The sequence below is a fragment of the Pseudoflavonifractor sp. HNCC25GI2 genome (assembly GCF_058136395.1).
The window spans coordinates 48,106-71,038 of the sequence record NZ_JBYUOW010000003.1 but is presented as its reverse complement, the minus strand read 5'-3'; the positions used below and the strand labels follow the sequence as shown (position 1 = coordinate 71,038).

General features: G+C 59.2%; 22 protein-coding genes, 1 riboswitch and 1 other annotated feature. Of the genes, 8 read left to right on the top strand and 14 right to left on the bottom strand.

Annotated elements, in window-relative coordinates:
* Positions 1-88 precede the first annotated feature (88 nt).
* Positions 89-925, bottom strand: a complete 837-nt coding sequence (gene rsmI / locus AC3YUO_RS05255) for a 16S rRNA (cytidine(1402)-2'-O)-methyltransferase (RefSeq protein ID WP_489961989.1) — start codon at positions 923-925, stop codon at positions 89-91.
* 326 nt (positions 926-1,251) lie between these two features.
* Here rsmI and AC3YUO_RS05250 point away from each other — a divergent pair, with 326 nt between their 5' ends.
* The gene (locus tag AC3YUO_RS05250) at positions 1,252-1,872 is read left to right on the top strand and encodes a tRNA1(Val) (adenine(37)-N6)-methyltransferase (protein WP_489961988.1); all 621 of its coding nucleotides are present in this window, start codon (positions 1,252-1,254) and stop codon (positions 1,870-1,872) included.
* 75 nt (positions 1,873-1,947) lie between these two features.
* Complete coding sequence (locus AC3YUO_RS05245) at positions 1,948-2,424, top strand: DUF4830 domain-containing protein (protein WP_489961987.1); 477 nt, start codon at positions 1,948-1,950, stop codon at positions 2,422-2,424.
* A 123-nt stretch (positions 2,425-2,547) separates the two neighbouring features.
* On the opposite strand, the gene AC3YUO_RS05240 is transcribed toward AC3YUO_RS05245, so the two are convergent.
* From AC3YUO_RS05240 to AC3YUO_RS05195, 10 genes are all read right to left on the bottom strand, one after another.
* Positions 2,548-3,375, bottom strand: coding sequence for a mechanosensitive ion channel family protein (locus AC3YUO_RS05240; RefSeq protein WP_489961986.1), 828 nt, complete (start codon positions 3,373-3,375; stop codon positions 2,548-2,550).
* 134 nt (positions 3,376-3,509) lie between these two features.
* Positions 3,510-3,881 carry a metal-dependent transcriptional regulator gene (locus AC3YUO_RS05235; protein WP_489961985.1) on the bottom strand — a complete coding sequence of 124 codons (372 nt, stop codon included), beginning with the start codon at positions 3,879-3,881 and terminating at the stop codon, positions 3,510-3,512.
* Positions 3,882-3,920: 39 nt separating this feature from the next.
* Complete coding sequence (locus tag AC3YUO_RS05230; RefSeq protein WP_489961984.1) at positions 3,921-4,952, bottom strand: rod shape-determining protein; 1,032 nt, start codon at positions 4,950-4,952, stop codon at positions 3,921-3,923.
* A gap of 116 nt (positions 4,953-5,068) precedes the next feature.
* Positions 5,069-5,755: a ComF family protein gene (locus tag AC3YUO_RS05225; protein ID WP_489961983.1), complete on the bottom strand. Its 687-nt coding sequence runs from the start codon at positions 5,753-5,755 to the stop codon at positions 5,069-5,071.
* The gene (locus AC3YUO_RS05220) at positions 5,752-5,934 is read right to left on the bottom strand and encodes a hypothetical protein (protein ID WP_489961982.1); all 183 of its coding nucleotides are present in this window, start codon (positions 5,932-5,934) and stop codon (positions 5,752-5,754) included. The genes AC3YUO_RS05225 and AC3YUO_RS05220 overlap by 4 nt, the downstream gene beginning before the upstream one ends.
* A gap of 144 nt (positions 5,935-6,078) precedes the next feature.
* Complete coding sequence (locus AC3YUO_RS05215; protein ID WP_489961981.1) at positions 6,079-9,492, bottom strand: S-layer homology domain-containing protein; 3,414 nt, start codon at positions 9,490-9,492, stop codon at positions 6,079-6,081.
* A gap of 154 nt (positions 9,493-9,646) precedes the next feature.
* Positions 9,647-9,865: riboswitch (cobalamin riboswitch) on the bottom strand.
* A gap of 103 nt (positions 9,866-9,968) precedes the next feature.
* The gene (locus AC3YUO_RS05210; protein ID WP_489961980.1) at positions 9,969-10,979 is read right to left on the bottom strand and encodes an aldo/keto reductase; all 1,011 of its coding nucleotides are present in this window, start codon (positions 10,977-10,979) and stop codon (positions 9,969-9,971) included.
* 164 nt (positions 10,980-11,143) lie between these two features.
* Positions 11,144-13,774, bottom strand: a complete 2,631-nt coding sequence (locus AC3YUO_RS05205; protein WP_489961979.1) for a valine--tRNA ligase — start codon at positions 13,772-13,774, stop codon at positions 11,144-11,146.
* A gap of 65 nt (positions 13,775-13,839) precedes the next feature.
* A complete protein-coding gene (locus AC3YUO_RS05200; RefSeq protein WP_489961978.1) occupies positions 13,840-14,376 on the bottom strand; it encodes a YcxB family protein in 537 nt (178 codons plus the stop codon).
* A gap of 65 nt (positions 14,377-14,441) precedes the next feature.
* Positions 14,442-14,663: a binding site (T-box leader), on the bottom strand.
* A gap of 82 nt (positions 14,664-14,745) precedes the next feature.
* Entirely contained in the window at positions 14,746-15,534 is a 789-nt protein-coding gene (locus AC3YUO_RS05195) for a type III pantothenate kinase (RefSeq protein ID WP_489961977.1), read from the bottom strand.
* A 302-nt stretch (positions 15,535-15,836) separates the two neighbouring features.
* Here AC3YUO_RS05195 and coaBC point away from each other — a divergent pair, with 302 nt between their 5' ends.
* The 6 genes from coaBC (at position 15,837) to obgE (ending at position 19,917) form a co-directional block, all read left to right on the top strand.
* Positions 15,837-17,030, top strand: coding sequence for a bifunctional phosphopantothenoylcysteine decarboxylase/phosphopantothenate--cysteine ligase CoaBC (coaBC, locus tag AC3YUO_RS05190; RefSeq protein WP_489961976.1), 1,194 nt, complete (start codon positions 15,837-15,839; stop codon positions 17,028-17,030).
* A gap of 157 nt (positions 17,031-17,187) precedes the next feature.
* Positions 17,188-17,499 carry a 50S ribosomal protein L21 gene (gene rplU / locus AC3YUO_RS05185; RefSeq protein ID WP_118641493.1) on the top strand — a complete coding sequence of 104 codons (312 nt, stop codon included), beginning with the start codon at positions 17,188-17,190 and terminating at the stop codon, positions 17,497-17,499.
* Positions 17,499-17,828 (top strand): ribosomal-processing cysteine protease Prp, encoded by a 330-nt coding sequence (locus AC3YUO_RS05180; protein ID WP_489961975.1) that lies wholly within the window; start codon positions 17,499-17,501, stop codon positions 17,826-17,828. Before rplU ends, AC3YUO_RS05180 begins: the two co-directional genes overlap by 1 nt.
* 3 nt (positions 17,829-17,831) lie before the next feature.
* Positions 17,832-18,122, top strand: coding sequence for a 50S ribosomal protein L27 (gene rpmA, locus AC3YUO_RS05175; RefSeq protein WP_087392784.1), 291 nt, complete (start codon positions 17,832-17,834; stop codon positions 18,120-18,122).
* Positions 18,123-18,190: 68 nt separating this feature from the next.
* On the top strand, positions 18,191-18,616 hold the full coding sequence (locus tag AC3YUO_RS05170) for a PPC domain-containing DNA-binding protein (protein WP_489961974.1): 426 nt from the start codon (positions 18,191-18,193) through the stop codon (positions 18,614-18,616).
* A gap of 20 nt (positions 18,617-18,636) precedes the next feature.
* Positions 18,637-19,917, top strand: coding sequence for a GTPase ObgE (gene obgE, locus AC3YUO_RS05165; RefSeq protein WP_489961973.1), 1,281 nt, complete (start codon positions 18,637-18,639; stop codon positions 19,915-19,917).
* 40 nt (positions 19,918-19,957) lie between these two features.
* On the opposite strand, the gene AC3YUO_RS05160 is transcribed toward obgE, so the two are convergent.
* Genes AC3YUO_RS05160 through AC3YUO_RS05150 form a run of 3 tightly spaced genes read right to left on the bottom strand, consistent with a single transcriptional unit; the run spans position 19,958 to position 22,911 of the window.
* Positions 19,958-20,611, bottom strand: coding sequence for an NUDIX hydrolase (locus AC3YUO_RS05160; RefSeq protein ID WP_489961972.1), 654 nt, complete (start codon positions 20,609-20,611; stop codon positions 19,958-19,960).
* Positions 20,612-20,671: 60 nt separating this feature from the next.
* Positions 20,672-22,420: an arginine--tRNA ligase gene (gene argS / locus AC3YUO_RS05155; protein ID WP_489961971.1), complete on the bottom strand. Its 1,749-nt coding sequence runs from the start codon at positions 22,418-22,420 to the stop codon at positions 20,672-20,674.
* 47 nt (positions 22,421-22,467) lie between these two features.
* A complete protein-coding gene (locus tag AC3YUO_RS05150; RefSeq protein ID WP_489961970.1) occupies positions 22,468-22,911 on the bottom strand; it encodes a YwiB family protein in 444 nt (147 codons plus the stop codon).
* Positions 22,912-22,933: the final 22 nt, after the last annotated feature.

The window sequence follows — 22,933 nt, the reverse complement described above, 5'->3', positions numbered from 1 at the left end:
AACCTTTCCCTCGTACCGCTTTCTGTATATGCATAAAAAATCCGCCCTTTTCAAAAAAGGGCGGATTTTTTATATCCTGTCTTCTAATTTATTTATCTCCATTTAAGGCACAGTCGTAAAGCTGGTTCCGGGACAGGCCCAGCTCCTTGGCGGCCCGTTTGACCGCGTCCCGTAGGGAGAGTCCCTCTTCCCGCAGCCGCTCCACCAGGGCAAGTCCGTCCTCCAGGGTGGCCTCCTGCTCCGCCTGGGGCTGCGCTCCCCGCACCACCAGCACAAATTCCCCTTTGGGCGGGGTATTCCGGTAGTACTCCGCCGCCTGCCCCAGGGTGGTACGCAGCACCTCCTCATGGAGCTTGGTCAGCTCCCGGCACAGGGAGACCGGCCGGTCCCCGCCAAACACCTGGGCCAGATCTTCCAGCGTGGCCGCAAGCTTGTGGGGCGCTTCATAGAAAATCATGGTACGCTCTTCTCCCCGCAGGGACTCCAGGTGAGCCCGGCGGTTTTTCTTGTTCATGGCCAGAAAGCCCTCAAAGGTAAACCGGCCCGTGGGCTGCCCGGAGACGGCCAGAGCGGTCACCAGCGCACAGGGGCCGGGCAGGGCCACCACCGGGATCCCCTCCTCCACACACTGGGCCACCAGCTCCTCTCCTGGGTCGGAAATGGCGGGCATGCCCGCGTCTGTGACCAGCGCTCCGTTCTCGCCCGCCCGCAGCCTGGCCAGCACCTGTGGACCGCCGGTCTGGGTATTGTGGCGGTGATAGGAAAGCATGGGCTTTTTGATATCCAGGTGGTTGAGCAGCTTCAGCGACACCCGTGTGTCCTCTGCCGCCACAAAATCCACCTGGGCCAAGGTATCTGCCATGCGTTTTGAGATGTCTCCCAGGTTTCCAATGGGGGTGGGGACCAGATAGAGGGTGCCTGCCATGTCACATTCTCCTTTGTCGGTTGGATTCAGTAGACATTATTATCATGCGCACTGAACAAAGCCAATTGGCTTTGTTCAGTGTAAGGTTTTGGGCGGTCTCGTCCAAAACCTTACACTTTCCGTTGGTGCGTCTCAATGCGCCAACGGAAATACGCATTGTAACAATGACTAAATTCTATAAAAATGGCCACTTTGAGCCGTTTTTATAGAATTGCGCGGCTACCGCCGCGCGAACAAACCGCATTGCGGTTTATTCAGCAGACATTATTATAGCATAGACCGCCTGAATATGGTATGCTTTTCTCACTTGGAAGGAGGCGGAACACATGGCAGGACGAGAACAACTGGGACCTTACACCCTTACCTGGCCGGACGGTGTCTTCCCCTTAGGGCAGGACACGCTGGCGCTGGGGGGCTTTGCCACGGTTCGCCCCGGCTGGCGGGTATGTGACCTGGGCACTGGCAGCGGGGCTCTGCTTCTGCTGCTGGCCCGCCGTCAGGGGAAACTCTCCCTGCACGGAGTGGAGCTGGACCCTCTGGCCGCCCGGACCGCCCGGGAAAACCTGGAACAAAACGGTCTGGAGGGAACCATTGTCCAGGAGGACCTGCGCCGTGCGCCCCTCTCTGCCGGTGGATTTGAGCTGGTGGTGTCCAATCCCCCTTACTTCCCGATGGGGTTGGGAACCAGCGGCGGTGCCGCCCGCAGTGAGGAGCAATGCAGCCTGACTGAGCTGTGCGCCGCGGCCGGCCGGCTGACCCGGAACGGGGGCCGCTTTGCCCTGTGCCACCGGCCAGAGCGGCTGGTAGATCTGTTTGCCGCCCTTCGGGCGGCCGGTCTGGAGCCAAAACGAATCCAGCTTCTTCAGCACAGTCCCTCCCATCCCCCCTACTGTGTTCTGGTAGAGAGCATCCGCCAGGGCAGGCCGGGGCTGGAGTTTATTTTCTGAGGAACCTGGGGTATAAGCACAATCACCTCCGCATAGGTTGAAGGGAGAACACCCTCAACGGAAGGAGAATGTGCTGTGTTGATTGTAACCGCCAAAATTCCCCGGCGGAAACTGGCCTTTGGCGCGGCTATGGCGGCACTGGCCTGCTGCTGCGCCCTGGTACTGAATCTGACTCGCTCCGATTCCTGGGAGGTGTCCGCCCCCGCAGGGCCGGACCCCACAGGCGTCAAGAGCAATGAGGACCGGGTGGACTATCTGCGCACCTTTGGCTGGGAGGTAAATTCCGAGCCCTTGGCTACCCAGGAGCTGCTTATTCCCGAGGAGATGGACGAGAGCTACGACGAATATCTGGCACTCCAGTCCGATCAGGGCTTTGATCTGACCAAATATGCCGGCAAACGGGTCAAGCGCTACACTTACGAGATCACCAACTATCCCACCGGGGAGCAGGGGGTCCAGGCCAATCTGCTTCTCTACAAAAACACCGTCATCGGCGGCGAGGTGCTCTCCCCCCAGCTGGACGGATTTCTCCACGGGCTGTCCATGCCCTGAAGGCCCCGGGGGCGGAATGTGACCCAGATTGCTTTTTCTTGTCCGCATTCGAAAAAAGAAGAGACCGCCCTGACAGGCGGTCTCCGAATTCACCGTATATGAAGTGCGTTTAGGGACAGCTTTTTACTCTTCCTTCATCAGGTGGACATTCAGGTGGTCATAGGTCATCTCCACCCCGTGGCGGGCAAAGGAATCCCGCACCCCCTCCAGAAGGGTATAGTACACGTCCCAGTAGTCCTCCGTGGTGGTCCAGGCCCGCACTACATATTGGATGCTGCTGGATTCATAGGCGGACAGCCAGATGACAGGCTCCGGATCCCGGATAATCTGAGGAATGGAGTCCACCACTTCCCGGATGGCATCCTTGACCGTCTGGGTGGGGGCGTCATAGGAGGCACTGAAATTCAGGTCCACCCGCCGCTTGCCCGAGGCGGTATAGTTTACAATCTTCACGGAAGACAACTGACTGTTGGGAATGAAGATTTCCTTATTATCAATGGTGGTAAAGGTGGTATAGGACAGATCCACCGCCTTGACGGTACCGCTCACCCCGTCCGCCTCCACATAGTCTCCCACCTGGAAGGGCTTTGTGACAAGCAGCGTAATGCCGCCCGCAACGTTGGACAGCGTATTCTGCAGCGCCAGGGAGACCGCCAGACCGGCCACACTCAGCAGTGCAATAATGGAGCCCGTGGGAATTCCCACCGACTCAGCCGCAATCAGCACCAGCAAAAACCACAGCCCAATGCGAAACACCGACAGAATGTAAACCCGCAGAGAGGCCAGCGCCTTGGAACGCTCCAGCATCCGCCCCACCAGCTTGGTGAGGATGCGGATTAGGATGACGCCCGCCAGAACCAGGAACACAACCCGTATAATGCTGCCCACAGACAGGTTCAGGCTCACTTTCAGCCCGCTGGTCAGGCCGGACAGGATGTCTTGCAGATTCAAGTATTCTCCTTCTTTCTCCAAAATTCGCCTGTTGGTGCAGGCGGTGTCATGATGTAAGCGTTCTTACCCGGTACAAGATGCCGCTATAAGGAAGGCGCGGAACAGCAACGCTGCTCCGCGCCGTTTTCATGCCATTATGCGCCGGGCTCCTGGGCGTGCCGCTTCAAGCACTGGAAGGTCTCCTCACTGATGTCGTGCTCGATTTTGCAGGCGTCCTCAGCCGCGGTTTCCTGGGAAACACCCAGATGGATCAGCCAGTTGGTGAGCAGCTTGTGCCGCTCATAGATGCTGGCCGCCACCCGCATTCCCTCCTCGGTCAGCTTTAACTGCCCGTCCTTTTCCATCACAATGTGGCCGCTGGCGCGGAGGATGGACATGGCACGGCTTACCGAAGGCTTGCTGTAACCCAGGTGCTGGGCCACATCAATGGAGTGGACAATTCCCTTCTGCTCCTGGAGCACCAGGATTGCCTCCAGGTAGTCCTCCCCCGATTCGTGCAGTGCCATATGGTTGCTCCTCTCGTCTGTCTCGCCGTTCCGGGCGGATTAGTAGCTCATCTGACGGCGGCGGGACAGATTCATGGTTCCGTCCTGCATCTGGTCCAGGCTGTCCAGGCTCTTGCCGGTACCGAAGGCCACACAGGAAATGGCGTCATCCGCCACGTGGGTCTCAATGCCGGTGTGGGACTCTACCAGCTTGTCAAAGCCCCAGACCAGGCTGCCGCCGCCGGTCATCACGATGCCGTTGGTGGAGATGTCGGCCACCAGTTCGGGGGGCGTACGCTCCAGGACGGCGTGGATGGCCTCCAGAATGCGGCTGGATACCTCCTCAAAGGCCTCAATCATCTCACCTGAGGAGACGGAGAACACACGGGGCAGGCCAGTCATCAGACAGCGGCCCTTGATCTCCATGGTGACCTCTTCGGGACGGGGGAAGACGCAGCCGATGGTCTTCTTCAGTTCCTCAGCGGTACGGTCGCCGATGAGGACGTTGTGCTTGCGGCGGATATACTTGACCACCGCCTCGTCGAACTTGTCACCGGCGGTCTTGATGGAAGCAGACTCCACCACGCCGCCCAGGGAAATGACAGCGATGTCGGCGGTACCGCCACCGATGTCCACCACCATGTGGCCGTCGGGCTTGGTGATGTCGATGCCGGCGCCGATGGCAGCAGCCACCGGCTCCTCAATGAGGTAGGCCCGGCGGGCACCAGCCTGAATGCCGGCGTCTACCACAGCACGCTCCTCCACCTCGGTAATGCCCGAGGGGACGCAGATCAGCAGGCGGGGCTTGAAAACGGAGAAGGTGGTGACCTTCTTGATAAACTCCTTGAGCATGCGCTCGGTCATGTCGTAATCGGAGATCACGCCATCCCGCAGAGGACGCATAGCCACAATGTTCCCGGGGGTACGGCCCAGCATGGCCTCAGCCTCGGTGCCCACCTTCAGCAGCTTGCCCGTATTCTTGTCCATGGCAACCACGGAAGGCTCCCGCAGCACCACGCCCTTGCCCTTGATATATACCAAAACAGAAGCGGTACCCAAATCGATACCGATATCCTTGCTGAACAGACCCATAGCAATGTTCCACCTTATAGTTAAAATATTTTTTAGTATAACCCGTTTCCACAGGAATCCTATCATAGCTTATTTTATTATAACGGGTCAAACTATGGTTTTCAACCGTTTCTTCCTTAAATTTTCCTCTGCTCCGCCTTTTCTCCCTTCTGTCTTGCCTGGGCCAGTGTGAGGCACCACACCCGCTGTGCTCCGCCCTGCTTCAGCAGATAGGCGCACTCCCCCAGCGTGGAACCAGAGGTCACCACATCGTCCACCAGCAGCAGCCGCTGGCCCGACACCTGCACACCGGCGCGCAGACGGTAGGCTCCCCTGGCGTTTGCCTCCCGCTGGGCCTTCTCGGTAAGAGAGGACTGGGGCTGGGTGTTGCGGACTTTCTCCAAAAGAGGCACCACGGGCACGCCAAGCTCCTTTCCCACCGCCCGGGCCAACAGCTCCGCCTGGTCAAACCCTCTCTGACGAAGCCGTTTTCGGCTCAAGGGCGTCCAGGTAATGGCGTCCGGCATCTCCGGCAGATGATCCCGGGCACATTGGGCCATCAGCGCTCCAAAGGGACCGGCGCTGGCCCGGCAGCGGTGAAACTTGTAGTGGTGCACCCCATCCCGCACCCGGTTCCGGTAAGCAAGAGGGGAATAGCAGCCGTCGGCAAACTCCACGCTGCGCTCCGCCACCTTTTCTGTCAGCCAGGGCAACCCGGTCTGACAGTCGGGACAGAGCCCCGCTCCGGGCTCTTCCAATACTTTATGGCAGAAGGGACATTTGGGCGGAAACAGCAGATTCAGAATTGCCGTTCCCAACCTCATTTCAGTTCCTCCTCGGAAATTGGCCCGTGTTCTTTTTCAAATTCACGAATACAGGTCAGAATTAAATAATACGCCTGCCCGTTAATGGTTCTCCCTTCGTACTTTGCAATGTAGCGCAGTTTTTTGTGTATTTCGGGAGCAACACGCAATCCAATATTCTTAACCTCTCTTTTGTCCATAACCATAGCTCCTATCTGCATTTAAAATGTGGAATTATGGTATATGATTTGCAAAATAACAGTTTTAATTTGCATGCTTTTGCATGCACTTTTTTGTGAAAACAATCCCGCTGGTTCAACCAGCGGGATTGTTTTTGCACACTATTATACGCTCTTCAGCATCCAGGCCACAAACTGGCTCACCATGACAGCGGCCTCCGCCCGGGTAGCGGTCCCGCCCGGATTCAGATTGCCCTCGGGCGTTCCGCCCAGGATCCCGGCGCTCACTGCCCAGGACATAGCCTGCTGGGCCCAGGAGGAAATTTCCTCCTCATCCCCAAAGACTTCCAGAGAAGCACCTGTGCCGGTGCTCAGCTTCATATACTGTGCGTAGCGGTACAGCATCAGGGCCAGCTGTTCCCGGGTAATGGCATCATTGGGGCCGAACTGGCCGTCCCCATAGCCGGAGACGATACCCGCCTCCACTGCCCAGGCCGTTCCCTGGGCATACCAGGCATCTTCGGCCACATCGTCAAACAGGCCCGCTGTCTTCTGGGCTCCGGCGTCCTCCAGAGCATACAGGACGGTCACGACCATCCCTCGGTTCAGCGTCTCGTCGGGGGCGAAGCTGCCTCCGCCCACACCGGAGAATAGCCCGCGTCCGGCGGTAAAGTCCACCGCGTCGGCATACCAGGCGTCCTCTTTCACGTCATTGAAGTCACTGACGTAGTCCACGACTTTAACGGTGGCGCTCTCATCCAGCATCAGGTAGGCCGTGCCGTCCTGAACCACGGACTTCTTGACCACTTCCTGTGTGCCGTCGGCGTGGACAATCACCAGCAGATCACCCTCGGAAACCTTAGGGATGGTCACCAGCACAGAGCCGGTGCTATCCTTGGGCAGGGTCACCTGGTAGCTGCCGTCGGCCTGCTCTTTGATCTCCGCACCAGTGCCAGTCTGTGTCCCCCCGTTCCAGGATTCGGAACCATAGTCTTTACTATAATCATCCGTATAGAACCATGTAATCTCCTTGCTGGATGTCAGCACATACTGTGCAGACGACTGCTGGGGGACCTGGCTGCCAACCATATACATCCAACCAGAGGTAGAAAAGCGTCCCTGTTCTTCCCATCCACCGATGGAAGAAAAATATCCTCCGGAGACTTCCTTGTATTTCACTCCCTGCCGGTCCAACGCCTGAATTAATACATCGCGCACGGTGCTTCCGGACTCCACCTTCATAGGCATGGACAGCTCCAGCAAATCCGTATACAGTGCACGGTCATTCTTATAGATATACATCCGATCTGTATCTGTCGGAGGCACCATGACCTTAAGCGTGACATTGATGTATTTGGTGCTCTCACCACCTCCCTGGCCTCCTTCAGAAGTCAGAGACACATAGACGGTTTTGAGCTGATGGGCACTCGCCTCATCCTCTGTCACGGTGAACTTGCCTGTCTTGCTCACATAACCTTCGCAAGACACAGTGTATGTGTAGTCACCAGCGGACAAATCGTACAGCTGACCGGTCTTTGCGGTCTCCTCTCCGTCGCTTCCGGTCACTACAACCGTTGCCTCTCCGGGTACCACAGTAAGTTTTACCGGACATGCCTCCCAGGACATCTGTGCCCCGGTCTTGGGAATAGAGGTAAAGTCATATACCGAATAGGCCGACTGCTTCTCCACTACGCCGGTCATAGCGATCAATGCCCGGAAACACCGCTCGGTTGTCCCGGCATTGTCCTGCCCTTTGTAGGTAAAGGCCGTATTATCCTCATTCGCTTTGGAAAGAATTCCGTCCTTCAGACTGGTTCCGGTAGTCAAATTCTGAATGGTGGCAGGGTCTACCCCAATGGCGCTCAGTCCAATGGCTACTTCCGCCGAAGAAATTCCTTCATCATAGCTATTGGGATATAAACCGTTTTCCTGGATTGTGTCACGCAGATATTGCACCGCCCGGTCCAACGCCTGTGTGACTGCATCCTGTTTGCCATAATATGCAGCCAGTCCCTGAATCGCCATTCCCATGGTATCATAGCCCCAGGTAATGTCCCAGCTGCCATCCTCTTTCTGCAATCCCAGGAGATAGTCAACAAGTTCCTGCTCCTGTTTTTCGGTTCCCCATTCTCCCTGCTGGTAAGCCAACAGAACATAGGGTGCGGTGTAGACAAAGAATGTATCCTCCGGATCCCAGGTACACGCCTTTAGCTTTTCCACTGCATTTATGGTAGTCCCATCCACCAGTGTCAGTGCAGTGGGATCAACTCCCAGAGATGAAAGAATCAAGACCCCTTTCGCGCACTCTGCCATGGAGGGATCCCCGGAAAGCGTCAAAATGGTCTGATCAATATAGGACTCCCGGACCTGGCTGTCCAGTTTGGCTCCCTCAGGGCGAATCATCGCATATGCGCCCATGTCCATGATCGTCCACTCACTGCTGTTGGTACGATAGCTGTCAGAAATATTGGAAAGAAGCGCTTCTTCGTCCCCAACGGTTTGAACTGCATCAATAATCTTAAATGAATACCAAGCACTCACCGACGGGTTAGATTCCGCTTTTACCTGTATCATACACAGGTTGCAGCTTTTGGTGGGCATAATTTCTCCTGCTTCACTGACAGTGAAGCAGTCTCCTCCCACGATCGCCTCATAAGTCACCGCCTGGGATGCGTTCTCCGGCAGCACTGTGTGGGTAATCGTATAGCTTTGCCCCACGGTTAATTCTTCTAAATTATTGGACACGTCAACTTTCTCGGGGACCGCTTCGCCCCGCACTGCTGACTCTAGATTCCGAAGAGCCCCCTCCAACTTTCCTGTGGGCGAATTGCTGCCACCCCAGATGGCCGTCTGCATCGAACACAAATAGTTCAGTATCAAGCCACTTTTTAATGTTGCGGTGTCATCCGCTTCTTCCAGCTCCGTGAGAACCGACTTTCCCTGCGCGATGGCATTTTGAAGGGCTTCCCAATCTCCTGAGAACGTATCCTCACTCAGCTGCTCGGCCTCGATTAGTTCTTCCTTCAGGCCATAATAGGCATCTACAAAGGGAATGTCAAAATTGGTCCACTTTTGTCCTACATAACCGCTGTACGCTTGATACTGAAACAGCACTGTACAATCCTCTGTTACCTTATCATTTTGAATCCCCGTTCCGTCCTGATTGTCTACGGTATAAGTCCAACCGGCATACTGGAACAAATCGGAATAAGTAGCACCAAGGTTCTCGCAAAGTTCCTTGATCTCCCCAATATCACCTATACCGACTACATAGCCATTTTCTACGCCGCCGAACCCGGTATCATACTCAACCGTAAAACCGCCCTTCGTTTTGGCTGCTTCGAGCACGTCATATATAGTGCTGCCAACGGACACGGTCACCGTTTGATTGGTAGGGAGGCTCAATTCGAACATTTCTGCCAGAACTTCCGGCTCGCCCACAGAACGATAGTCAAATTTCATCTCGACTGTAACCGTTCCGTCTTCTCCTCCCGCCGCCCAGGCGGTGCCGGGCAGCAGTCCCAGCAGCATGACCAGGACCAGCAGCAAACTGAGCCCCCGTCTTCTTCCTTTCCTCATAAACACATCTTCCTTTCCTGGCGGCATACCGCCAATACACACTGGGTCAACCGCCGGAAAGGGAAACAAAACGCCGCGGCGGCCCATGATGGACTGCCGCGGCCTTTTTCCGCGTTCCTTTCGGCTGCACCATACCGCCCCAATCCCGGGGGCTCGGGTACACTCCTCTCAAGCAGGTCTTCTGACTTTGCGCGTTGGAACGGATTATTTCCGCTCCAGTCTCCTCCGCCTTCTCAGGTTTCCCCAATGACCGGCTTTCGCCTGTGGAAGAGACGAAACACGCTTACAGCGGCGGTCCCGTCCGGGATTTCCACCCGGTTTCCTATTCTCCCCCGTGGGCCCCACGCCCACGGAGACACTTGAGATTTGATTGGCTTGTACCTGAAAATTTTACCCAACTTCCCGTTCCTTGTCAACCTTCCCCGGAAAGACAGACGCCGCGGTCCAAACCGAACCGCAGCGTCTGACACATTTACTCACTTCAAATAGGTCTGATAGTCCTGGTAGTTCTGCTCCAGAAGCCGGGGGGTATCCAGTCCGTAGGGGCACTTCTTGACACACTGGTTACAGTGGAGGCAGTCCTTAATCTTCTCCATCTTGGCCTGATACTCCGGACTCAGCCAACCGGCCGTGGGTGCCCGGCGGAGCATCAGGGACATGCGGGCACAGTTGTTGATCTCAATCCCCACGGGACATGGCATGCAATAGCCGCAGCCCCGGCAAAAGTCCCCAGAGAGCTCTTTCCGGTCCCGCTCAATGATTTCCCGGTACTCCTCCGTCATCTCCGGGGGATTCTTCACACAATCCAGGAACTGTTCCAGCTCCCAATCGTGCTGAACGCCCCAGATGGGCAACACGTCGGGCTGCTGCTCCATGAAGGCCGCCGCCGCATAGCCGCTGCGGATAAGTCCACCTGCCAGGGCCTTCATAGCGATAAAGCCCATGTTGGCCGCCCGGCACTTGTCCACCAGCTCCTGCTCCTGAGGTCCGGCCAGATAGCTGTATGGAAACTGGAGAGTCTCATAAAGCCCAGAATCAATGGCCTCATGGGCCACGGCCAGACGGTGGTTAGTGATGGCAATATGCCGAATTTTGCCTTGTTTTTTCGCCTCCAGAGCGGCATCATATAGGCCGTCCTCCCCTCCGGGTCTGGGGCAAAAAGCAGGGTTATGGAACTGATAGACATCGATGTAATCCGTCTGAAGCATACGAAGGCTCTGCTCCAGGTCCTTCCACATCCCCTCCGCCGTTACCGCGGCGGTCTTAGTGGCAATATAAATTTTATCCCGCATGCCGGCAAAGGCGGCACCTACCTTCTCCTCACTGTCGGTGTAGGCCCGGGCGGTGTCAAAATAATTCATCCCTCCGTCGTAGGCCCGGCGGAGCAGACGAACCGCCTCTGCTTCCGTGATGCGCTGGATGGGCAGGCAGCCAAAGGCCTGCTTTTGGGCCACGATGCCGGTGCGGCCCAGGGTAACCGTTGTCATAAAAATCCCTCCTCACAGGTTCGTTTCCTATTTTTAATTAAACGTCCATTTCTTGCCTGTGTCAACCCAAAGAAAATGGGGCGCCGTGTTGCCACGGCGCCCCAGAAGCGAAACAAAGTTTCGCAGAGAGTTCTTTTGCCTACTTTTCTTGAAAGAAAAGTAGGTTACATGCCCTTAAGCTGCTCCTCCAGCTTGGCCACCAGCTCGGTGAGCTTCACGGAGCGCTCCCGCTCCGCCTCCACCACATTGGCGGGGGCCTTGTTCACAAAGCCGGGGTTATTGAGCTTGGTGTTCAGCTTCTCCAGCTCTGCGGTGTTCTTCTTCAGTTCCTTCTCCAGGCGGGCCTTCTCCTTCTCCAGGTCCACCAGCTCACCCAGAGGGATGAACATCTGGGCAGCGTGGGTAACCACGGCTACCATGCCGGCAGCGGCAGGAGCCTGGTCCGCGGGAACAATGGCCACGTCGCTGGCGTAAGCCAGCTTCTTCAGGAAGGGCACGCCCAGGCTGAAGACCTGCTCCTCCTTGGTGGCCACGGTGAGGTGGGCCTTCTTGGAGGGGGGCACGTTCATCTCGCTGCGGCGGGTACGGACAGCCCGGATGGCGTCCATAATGATCTCCATGGCCTGCTCCTCCTGGGGGAAGTCCAGGGCGGGGTTCGCCTTGGGCCAGTCGGAGAGCATGAGGAAGTCGCCCTCATGGGGCAGAGCCTGCCAGATCTCCTCGGTGATGAAGGGCATAAAGGGGTGCAGCAGCTTGAGCATCTGGGTGAGCACATAGCACAGCACCTGCTGGGCCCGGACCTTGCTGTCCTGGTCGTCGCCCTGGAGGCGGGTCTTGGTCAGCTCGATATACCAGTCGCAGTAGTCGTCCCAGATGAAGTCGTAGATCTTCTGCGCGGCCACACCCAGCTCATACTTGTCCATGTTCTCAGTGACCTCGGGGATGACCCGGTTCAGCTTGGAGAGGATCCACTTGTCCTCCAGCTCCAGCTTCTCCGGCAGCTCACACTTGTCGATGGTCAGGTTCATCATGAGGAAGCGGCTGGCGTTCCAGATCTTGTTGGCAAAGTTGCGCATGGCCTCGCACCGCTCGGTGTAGAAGCGCATGTCGTTTCCGGGGGAGTTGCCGGTGACCAGGTTGAAGCGCAGGGCATCGGCGCCGTACTTGTCGGCAATCTCCAGGGGGTCAATGCCGTTGCCCAGAGACTTGGACATCTTGCGGCCCTTGTCATCCCGGACCAGGCCGTGGATGAACACGGTGTGGAAGGGGGGCTTCTTGGTCTGCTCGCAGGCGGAGAAGATCATCCGGGCCACCCAGAAGAAGATGATGTCGTAACCGGTGACCAGCACGTCGGTGGGATAGAAGAAGTCCAGATCCTCCGTCTTGTCCGGCCAGCCCAGCGTGGAGAAGGGCCACAGGGCGGAAGAGAACCAGGTATCCAGCACGTCGGGGTCCCGGTGGATGTTCTTGGAGTGGCACTTCTCACACTCGCAGGCATCCTCACGGCTGACGGTCATGTGGCCGCAGTCGTCGCAGTACCACACGGGGATCTGGTGGCCCCACCACAGCTGGCGGGAGATACACCAGTCATGGACGTTCTCCATCCAGTTGGTGTAGGTCTTGGCAAAGCGGTCGGGAACGAACTTGACCTCGCCGTCGTTAACCACCCGCAGGGCCTCCTCGGCCAGGGGCTTCATCTTTACAAACCACTGGGCGGAGATGATGGGCTCCACGTCGCTGTGGCAGCGGTAGCAGGTGCCCACGTTGTGCTGGTGGGGCTCCACCTTCACCAGGTAGCCCTGCTCCTCCAGGTCGGCCACGATGGCCTTGCGGGCCTCGTAGCGGTCCATGCCGGAGTACTTGCCGTAGCCTTCCACCACCTTGCCGTTGTCGTCCAGCACCCGGATGGTCTCCAGATTCTGGCGCAGGCCGACCTCGAAGTCGTTGGGGTCGTGGGCGGGGGTCATCTTTACGCAGCCGGTACCGAACTCCATGTCCACGTACTCGTCGGCCACGATGGGCATCTCACGGCCCACCAGGGGCAGGATGCACTTCTTGCCCACAATGTCCTTGTACCGCTCGTCGTCGGGGTGGACAGCCACGCCGGTATCGCCCAGCATGGTCTCAGGCCGGGTGGTGGCCACGATGACATAGCGGCCCTCCTCGCCCTGAATGGGATAGCGGATGTGCCAGAAGTAGCCGGGCTTGTCCTGGTACTCTACCTCGGCATCAGAGAGGGCGGTGACGCAGTGGGGGCACCAGTTGATGATGCGGCTGCCCTTGTAGATGAGGCCCTTCTCGTAGAGGTTGACAAAGACCTCCCGGACCGCCTTGGAGCAGCCCTCGTCCATGGTGAAGCGGGAGCGCTCCCAGTCGCAGGAGGCGCCCATCTTCTTCTGCTGCTCCACGATGCGGTTGCCGAACTTGTTCTTCCAGTCCCACACCCGCTCCAGGAACTTTTCCCGGCCCAGGTCATAGCGGGTGAGGCCCTCGTTGACCCGCAGGTCCTCCTCCACCTTGATCTGGGTGGCGATGCCGGCGTGGTCAGTGCCGGGAACCCACAGGGCAGCGTAGCCCTGCATCCGCTTGAAGCGGATGAGGATGTCCTGCAGGGCGCAGTCCATGGCGTGACCCATGTGCAGCTGGCCCGTTACATTGGGGGGCGGCATGACGATGGTGAAGGGCTTCTTCTTGGGGTCGCGGATGCCCCGGAAGCAGCCGGCCTTTTCCCACTTTTCATAGATGCGGCCCTCCGCCTCCTGCGGCTCGTAGACCTTTGGCAATTCAATACCCATGTTGTCTGTCTCCTGTTCTGTTCAATAAAATTGTATGGTTTCACTCTGTTTGAGGGTTGCTTCCTTTACTTTTTACCGGCCGGTCTCCGACCGAACCACTCCAGGGGCTTTCCGGTTTTCTCTTGCAGCAGGGCGCGCAGTTCCTCCACGCTCCCGCCCATCAGGTTGGACTTGTCCAGAATGAGGCCCCGGCCGCTCTCCAAAAAGACGTAGATGCTCCGCTCGGCCTCCATCAGCCTGGCACACTGGGTGTAGGGATATTCCTCCCGCATCTTTCCCTGTGTCATCAGAATGACCCGTTTCTCCATAAAGAAGTCACAGGGCATGCGGTTTTTGCCCAGATTCCGGCTGGAAGCCCAGCCGGTGAAGGGGTAATAAAAAATGCTCCACAAAAGGGGCAGCAGTCCCACCGCGCACACGGCCAGCAGCCACCAGGCCCGGGTCCACGCAAACACCCCCAGACCGCCCACCGTAAGAACCACGCCCGCCGCAAAGGTGCCGGCCCGCTTGTTCCGAATGGACGCTTTGGCAAAGGTCTTGCCCGCCACCCACTGCAGCTCTTCCATGCAGGCACTGTCATAGTCTGTGACGGTTTTCAGCATCGCATCAGCTTCCTCCTTCCGTATTTCGGCCTGACTCCATAAAAAAACGCCCTGAGCCCATTTAGGCTCAGGGCGAACTGAAGCATCGTCCGCGGTACCACCTGAATTTGGATGTCAAACATCCACACTTGTCTCCGGTAACGGCGGGCACCGCCGCCCCTTACTGCACCGGGGTTCGGGGGCGGAGCTTGGAAGGCACTTCTCCGGGTGAAAGCAGGGACTTGCACCGTCCGTCCCCTCTCTGCAGCTTCTCCGCTCCGGGTACTCCTCTTCCGCATCGCTTGTGGCAGACCGGCTTTGGCCGGTTATGCAGGGTTTATTATACGAAATGGGCCGCTTTCTGTCAAGGGTTCGGCCTGGAAATCCCGCTTACCGCTCCTCTTTCCGCCGCTCGGGAATGTTTTTCTGGTACAGGACGTTCAAGCCCTTCAGCAGCAGGTCCTTTTCCAGGATAATCTTCCGCCGGCACAGAGGAACCACAAACTGGGCCATGCCACCCGTGGCCACCACGGTGGTGCTTAAGCCCAGCTCCTCCTCCACCCGGTCCAGCATCCCGTCCAGCATGGCCGCCGCGCCGTACATCACGCCGCTGCGCATGCAGTCCACGGTGTTTTTGCCGATGACCTTCCGGGGCCGGTCCAGCTGAATGCCGGGCAGCTGAGCGGTCTTGGAGGTAAGGGCCTCCAGGGACACCCGCACGCCGGGGATGATGCAACCGCCCAGATAGGTGTTCCCCTTCCCCACTACCTCGATGGTAGTGGCCGTTCCCATGTCCACCAGGGTCAGGGGGGGCTCATACTCCGCCAGGGCGGCCACGGCAATGACAATGCGGTCGCTGCCCACCTGGGAGGGGGTATCCATCTGGATGTTCAGTCCGGTCTTGATGCCAGGCCCCACCACCAGAGGGGGCTTGTGAATGACCTTCATCACACCGGTGCGCACGGAGTTGAACACCGGAGGCACCACCGAGGAGATGATGCAGTCCTGAATGTCCTCCGGCCTGGTGTCGAAGAGGGAGAGGACATTCTTAATGTCCACCCCGTACTGATCGGAGGTTTTGATGTGGTCGGTGGCCACCCGGGCCTCAAAGACAATTTTTCCGTCCCGGATACCGCCGATGACAATGTTTGTATTTCCAATATCAATGGCCAGGAGCATATTGATTCACCTGCACAGGGGCAGCACCTCTGATTTCCTGCTCCCGCCGTCCCGGCCGGGGCACAATGCAGCGGGAGAAAATCAGGTCCGCCCAAATTCTTGCGCAGATATTATACAGGACCTGGAAGTCCTGCGCAAGAAAAATATGAAGTCTTTGTTTTCTTTTTGTAAAAAAATGGGGCAGGACGCCGGAGAGACGCCGGGCGTCTCCGGCTTTACAGCGGGGAAAAAACTTTGTATAATGGAGCCGAAAAAACGGGCCGGGCCCTCTGTTTCAGCCCCGGCCGGGAGGGATTACCATTATGCTGAAGGGAAAAACCGTCCTTCTGGGCGTCACCGGCGGCATTGCCGCCTACAAGGCCGCCTATCTGGCCTCTGCCCTGGTGAAGCTCCACGCCAACGTGGAGGTGGTCATGACCAAAAACGCCACCCAGTTCATTGCCCCCCTCACCTTTGAGCAGCTCACCGGGCGGCGGTGCATGGTGGACACCTTTGACCGGAATTTCAGCCACCAGGTGGAGCACATCGCCCTGGCCGACCGCACCGACCTTGTGATCATTGCCCCCGCCACCGCCAACGTGTGCGCCAAGCTGGCCCACGGTCTGGCAGACGACATGCTCACCACCACCGTGCTGGCCTGCACCTGCCCCAAGCTCATCGCCCCGGCCATGAACACCCACATGTATGAAAACCAGGTGACCCAGGACAACCTGGACATTCTGCGCCGCTACGGCTGGGAGGTCATTGCCCCCGGCTCCGGACACCTGGCCTGCGGGGCGGTTGGCCCCGGCCGGATGCCTGAGCCCCAGCAGCTGGTGGACCACATTCTCCGCCATCTGGCCCTGCCCCACGACCTGGAGGGCCGCCACGTGCTGGTCACCGCCGGCCCCACCCAGGAGGCCCTGGACCCGGTGCGCTACCTCACCAACCACTCCACCGGCAAGATGGGCTACGCCATCGCCCGGGTGGCTATGCTTCGGGGAGCTGAGGTCACCCTGGTTACCGGCCCCACCGCCCTGGAGCCCCCGCCCTTTGTGGATGTGGTTCCCGTGGTTTCCGCCCAGGACATGTTTGAGGCAGTGTCTCAGCGCCAGGAGTGGGCCGACTTCATCTTCAAGGCGGCCGCCGTGGCCGACTACACCCCCGCCGGATACAGCGACGACAAGATGAAAAAGAAGGATGGGGACCTGTCCATCCCCCTGAAGCGCACCACCGACATTCTCCAGCACCTGGGCGCCCACCGCCGGGCGGGCCAGGTCATCTGCGGCTTCTCCATGGAAACCCGGGACATGCTGGAAAACAGCGCCGCCAAGCTGGAGAAAAAGAAGGTGGACATGATCTGCGCCAACAACCTGAAGGTGGCCGGGGCGGGCTTCGGCACCGACACCAATGTCATCACCCTCATTACCGCCGCCGGCGCCCGGGAGCTGCCCCTCATGTCCAAGGAGGCGGCCGCCGGTGAGATTCTGGACGCCGCTCTGGCGCTGGTCCCCTGAATTCCCGGATTTTTTCATTTTCCTCTGGAAATTCTCCGTTTTTCTATTGACATAGGGGCAGATGCTTGGTAAAATATCAAAGCCGCTTTGAGTGGGACAGCAAGTGGAGGCAACTCCCTCCCAGGAGAGCGAGCCCGTAATGAAGGAGTTGAATATCATGAACGCAATCATCGTAACCGGCGGCAAGCAGTACAAGGTGGCGGAGGGCGACACTCTGTTCATCGAGAAGCTGGAGGCCGAGGCCGGCCAGACCATCACCTTCGATCAGGTTCTGGCTATCCTGGACGGGGACAAGGCCACCTTCGGCGCTCCCACCGTGGAGGGCGCCAGCGTGGAGGCCACTGTCGTGAAAAACGGCAAGGGCAAGAAGATCCGCATCTTCAAGTACACCCCCAAGAAGGGCTACCGCAAGCGTCAGGGCCATCGTCAGCCCTACACCAAGGTCCAGATCGGCGCCATCAAGGCCTGATGACCACCGTAACCTTTCATTCCGAGGGCAGTCGAATTGTTGGCTTTCAGGTTGAGGGCCACAGCGGCTACGCCCCCGAGGGCGAGGACATCGTCTGCGCCGCCGTCACCAGCGCCGTCCGTCTGGTCGAGTGCGCCGTCAACGACGTGCTGGGCCTGGAGGCCTCGGTGAAGGTGCGGGAGAAGGACGCATCCATCACCCTCAAGCTCCCCAACCACCTGGGACAGACCAACGAGAGCACCTGCCAGACCCTTCTGGCCGCTCTGATGGTTCACTTTGTCCAGCTGGCCGAGGAGTATCCCGACTATATTTCTGTCTTGGAGGTGTAAGTTATGCTGAATATCGGTTTGCAGTTTTTCGCCCACAAAAAGGGCGTTGGTTCCACCCGTAACGGCCGTGATTCCGAGGCCAAGCGCCTGGGCGTGAAGCGGGGCGACGGTCAGTTCGTTCTGGCCGGCAACATCCTGGTCCGCCAGCGCGGCACCCACATTCACCCCGGTGTCAACGTGGGCAAGGGCAGCGACGACACCCTGTTCGCGCTCAAGTCCGGCAAGGTCAAGTTTGAGCGTCTGGGTAAGGACCGCAAGCAGGTTTCCATTGTTGAGATGGAGATCGCGCAGTAATTTTGCTGACAGGAAGCCGCAAACGAAGTGCCGTTTGCGGCTTCTGTTTTCACTGGAAAGGGGTTTACATGATGGAATACCGCAAATTTCCTCAGGGCTATGTGCTGCGCCTGGATCCGGGCGAGGAAATCGTGTCCTCCCTCACCCGTCTGGTGGCCGACGAGAACATCCAGCTGGCCTCTGTCTCCGCCATCGGTGCGGCCAACGATGTGACCATCGGTATTTTCAACACCGCTGAGAAGCAATACTACTCTCAGCGCTACCAGGGGGACTACGAAATTTCCGCCCTGGTGGGCAGCGTCACCCGCAAGGAGGGGGAGCCCTATCTCCACCTCCACATCACCATCGGAAACCCCGTCACCGGTCAGGTACACGCCGGCCACCTCACCTCCGCCGTCATCAGTGCCACGCTGGAGCTCTTCCTCCAGGTGTGGGACGGCCAGGTGGGCCGGAAGTTCAGCGACCAGGTGGGGCTCAATCTGTTTGAGTTTTAAGAAATTGTAAGGAGGCGCCTATGGCTTCACCCTTTGTGGATACCGCCCGCATCACCGTCCGCTCCGGCAACGGCGGCAACGGCGTGGTGTCCTTCCACCGTGAAAAATATGTGGCCGCGGGAGGCCCTGACGGCGGCGACGGCGGCCGGGGCGGCAACGTGGTGGTGGAAATCAACGACCACATGTCCACCCTCATGGACTTCCGCTACAAGCGCAAGTACGTGGCCGCCAACGGTATGGACGGACAGGGCAAGCGCTGCACCGGCAAGGACGGCGAGGATCTCATCCTCCGGGTCCCCCGGGGCACCGTCATCCGGGACGCCGAGACCCGGGAAATTATCAAGGATATGTCCGACGACGCCCCCTTCATCCTCTGCCGCGGAGGCCGGGGAGGCTGGGGCAACAAGCACTTCGCCACCCCCACCCGACAGGTGCCCCGCTTTGCCAAGGCGGGCCTGCCCGGGGAGAGCCGGGACGTGATTCTGGAGCTGAAGCTGCTGGCCGACGTGGGTCTGGTGGGCTTCCCCAACGTGGGCAAGTCCACCCTCCTCAGCGTGGTCAGCCGTGCCCAGCCCAAGATTGCCAACTACCACTTCACCACCCTCTTCCCCAACCTGGGCGTGGTCTATGTGGAGGAGGGCGTGTCCTTCGTCATGGCCGACATTCCCGGCATCATTGAGGGTGCCGCGGAGGGAGCCGGTCTTGGCCACGACTTCCTGCGCCACATCGACCGCTGCCGCCTGCTGATCCACGTGGTGGATGTGTCCGGTAGCGAGGGCCGGGACCCGGTGGAGGACTTTGAGACCATCAACGCCGAGCTGCGGGAGTACTCCCCGGAGCTCTCCTCCCGGAAGATGATTGTGGCCGCCAACAAGGTGGACATCATGGAGGACCCCTCCCTGCTGGACAAGCTCCGCAAGCATGTGGAGGAACAGGGTATGGAGCTCTTTGAGATCTCCGCCGCCGCCCACCAGGGCGTGAAGGAGCTGGTAAAAAAGGCCGCTCAGGAGCTTCAGCAGCTGCCCCCCGTGGTGGTTTACGAGCCCACCTACGTGGAGCGTCCCCCGGAGGTGGACACCTCCGGCGAGGTGGACATCCAGAAGTTCGACGACACCTGGGTGGTGGATGCCCCCTGGCTGCAGCGGCTCATCGCCAACGTCAACTTCTCCGACTACGAGTCCCGGAACTGGTTCGACCGGATGCTCCGCCAGTCCGGCCTCTTCGACAAGCTGGAGGCCATGGGCATTCACGACGGAGACATTGTGTCCATGTACGATTTGGAGTTCGAATACCAGAGATAAAAGAAAAGAGTCCGTTTTGCAGTGCAAAACGGACTCTTTTTTACATATTTTTACCGCTCTCCCGCCCCATCTCCCGGAGAAGAGACACCAGGTGCCGGGTGATCCGGCCGGTAAGGCCCCAAATGGCGTGGCCCTCCCAGGGGTAGACGGGGACGTTCTCGCCCCCCGGCTGCCAGCGGTAGTCCCTGGGAATACCAATGAGTTCGTAGGGAAAGCCCTCCGCCGGCTGGGGAATGAGCTGGTAGGAGTATTCCAGAGGCTCCGTCTCCAGCAGATGGCGTACCGGCACCAGGAAGGTCTCGTCCACCTCCCCGGGGTTCAGGGTCATGTGCTCCACCGCCTGGGCATCTACCAGGGCCAGGATGGGGTACATGATGAAGTTTGCCCGGTGGGCAATGAAGTCCAGCCGCCCCAGAATGCGCACCGCCGAGGACGGGATGGACAGCTCCTCCTCCATCTCCCGGAGGGCGCAGGCCTCGGGGCTCTCCGCCCTCTCCATCCTTCCCCCGGGGAAGCACACCTCTCCCGGCTGGCGGCGCATGGAGCGGGCGCGCACCTCATAGAGGAGGTACCAGCCGTCCTCTCGCTCCACCAGGGGAACCAGCACCGCGTACCGCCCTGTGGCATCCATCAGCCCCGGTATACGCCCCTCCAGCAGGCGGGAAAGTCCCCCCGCAATGTCCCGATGTTCCATGGAAACCTCCTTGCAGAAACGCCACGCCCGACGTTGCCGGGCGTGGCGTTTGACGTTACGTTACATTTTCTCCGGAGCGGACACGCCCAGCAGGCCCAGGCCGTTGGCCAGAACCGCGCGCACTGTGTCGGCCAGCTTCAGACGGGCAGAGAGCACCCCCTGCTCCTCGCCCTTGATGCGGCAGGCGTTGTAGAAGCGGTGGAAGTCTCCCGCCAGGGCCACCAGGTAGCGGTTGATGCGGCTGGGGTCAAAGTCCCGGGCGGCCAGGTGGATCTCCTCGGGGAACTGGGCCAGGGCCTTCATCAGGGCCAGCTCCTCCGCCGTGCCCATGAGAGCGGCGTCCACGTCCCCGGCCTGGGGCACCTTCTCCCCCTCCTCAGACAGACGGGCAATGAGGGAGCAGATGCGGGCGTGGGCGTACTGGACATAGTACACCGGGTTCTCGCTGTCCTGACGCACCGCCAGGTCCAGGTCGAAGTCCAGGGGGGTGGTGGCGGCCCGGGAGTTGAAGAAGTACCGGGCGGCGTCCACATTGATCTCATCCAGCAGGTCGTGGAGGGCGATGGCCTTGCCGGAACGCTTGGACATGCGCACGGGCTTGCCGTCCTGCATCAGGTTCACCAGCTGCATGAGCACCACCACCAGACGGTGGGAGCCGTCCAGGCCCAGTCCGTCCAGAGCGGCCTGGAGCCGGGCCACGTGGCCGTGGTGATCGGCGCCCCAGATGTTGATGACCAGGTCGAAGCCGCGCACCTCCAGCTTGTTGCGGTGGTAGGCGATGTCAGCGGCAAAGTAGGTGTAGAAGCCATTGGCGCGGCGGAGGACGTCGTCCTTCAGGTCCAGCTTGTCCACCTGCTCCTGGGTCTTACCCTCCCGCATGAACTTCTCCTTGAGAAGCTTGGTGGTGTTGAGCCACAGGGCCCCGTCCTTCTCATAGGTCCAGCCCTTGTCGGTGAGCAGGGCCACGGTCTCAGCCACATAGCCGCTCTCATGGAGGGAGGACTCGAAGAACCACTGGTCATACTCGATGCCGTAGCGGCGCAGGTCGCTCTTCATGTTGGGGATGTTGACGGACAGGCCGTACTCAGCCAGCTTGCTGAGGCGCTCCTCCTCGGGCAGGTCCTTCCAGCTGTCCCCGTGGGCATCGTAGATGGCCTGAGCCAGCGCCTTGATGTCGTCCCCGTGGTAGCCCTCCTCGGGGAAGGGGAAGTTCTCCTCCCCCAGAATGAGCTGCATGTACCGGGCGTTGATGGACACGGCAAACTTATTGATCTGGTTGCCGGCATCGTTGACATAGAACTCCTTCCAGGTGTCCCAGCCGTCCCGCTTCAGCACGTTGGCCAGGGTATCACCCAGCACGCCGCCGCGGGCGTTGCCCATGTGCATGGGACCGGTGGGGTTGGCGGAGACAAATTCCACCATCACCCGCTTGCCGTGGCCCTCGTCGCTCTGGCCGTACTGGCCGTCCTCGGTCTCCACGGCGGAGAGCACGTCCCCAAACCACTTGGGGCCCAGGGTGAAGTTCAGGAAGCCGGGACCGGCGATCTCCACCTTCTGGAAGTAGCTGCCCTCCAGCTCCAGGTTGTCCACGATGATCTGGGCAATCTGGCGGGGCGCCATGTGCAGGGCCTTGGCCCCCGCCATGGCAAAGGAGGAGGCGTAGTCCCCGTGGGCGGTGTCCTTGGGAATTTCAATGGTGGCCTTCACCTGGGCACCGGCGGGCAGAAGTCCCTGCTCCGCTGCCTTCTCATAGGCCTGCTGGGTCAGCTGGGCCACCTGCTGCCGGGCGGCCTGAATCATGTTTGACAATGCAATCACACCTTTATTCTTTACTCTCTACTCTCTCGTCGCTTCGTTCACTGCTTCAGGCTGATGCCCTCCGCCTCTTTGACTTTGATCTGGAAGATATTACGACCGGCTATCGCGTGGTCAACTTCAATGGCATAGTCAATTTCAATGTCTCCGCCCTGGTCATTCAGCTCGGCCAGCAGATGGCGGGTATTCACCCCGATGGCCATGGCGCCATAAGGTGTATTATACATGGAGAGATGGCGGCGGCCCTCCTGGAAGACCATCTGGGAGTTGACCTCCCCCACCCGCATGAGGGTAACCTGTTCTCCCTCCACCTGGATGGTGGTAAGGGTGCCCTCCAGTCCGGTGAGCTCACTCTCCTGATACGACAAGGTATAGCCCCCCTCGTCCCGGGTTAGCCGGCCCTCGGTCACCAGCTCGATGGTATCCGAGTCCTGGCCCTCATATTTCTGTATTCCTTTGATGGAGATAACAACGTCCTTTTCCATTCAGACGCCTCCGACATGACAG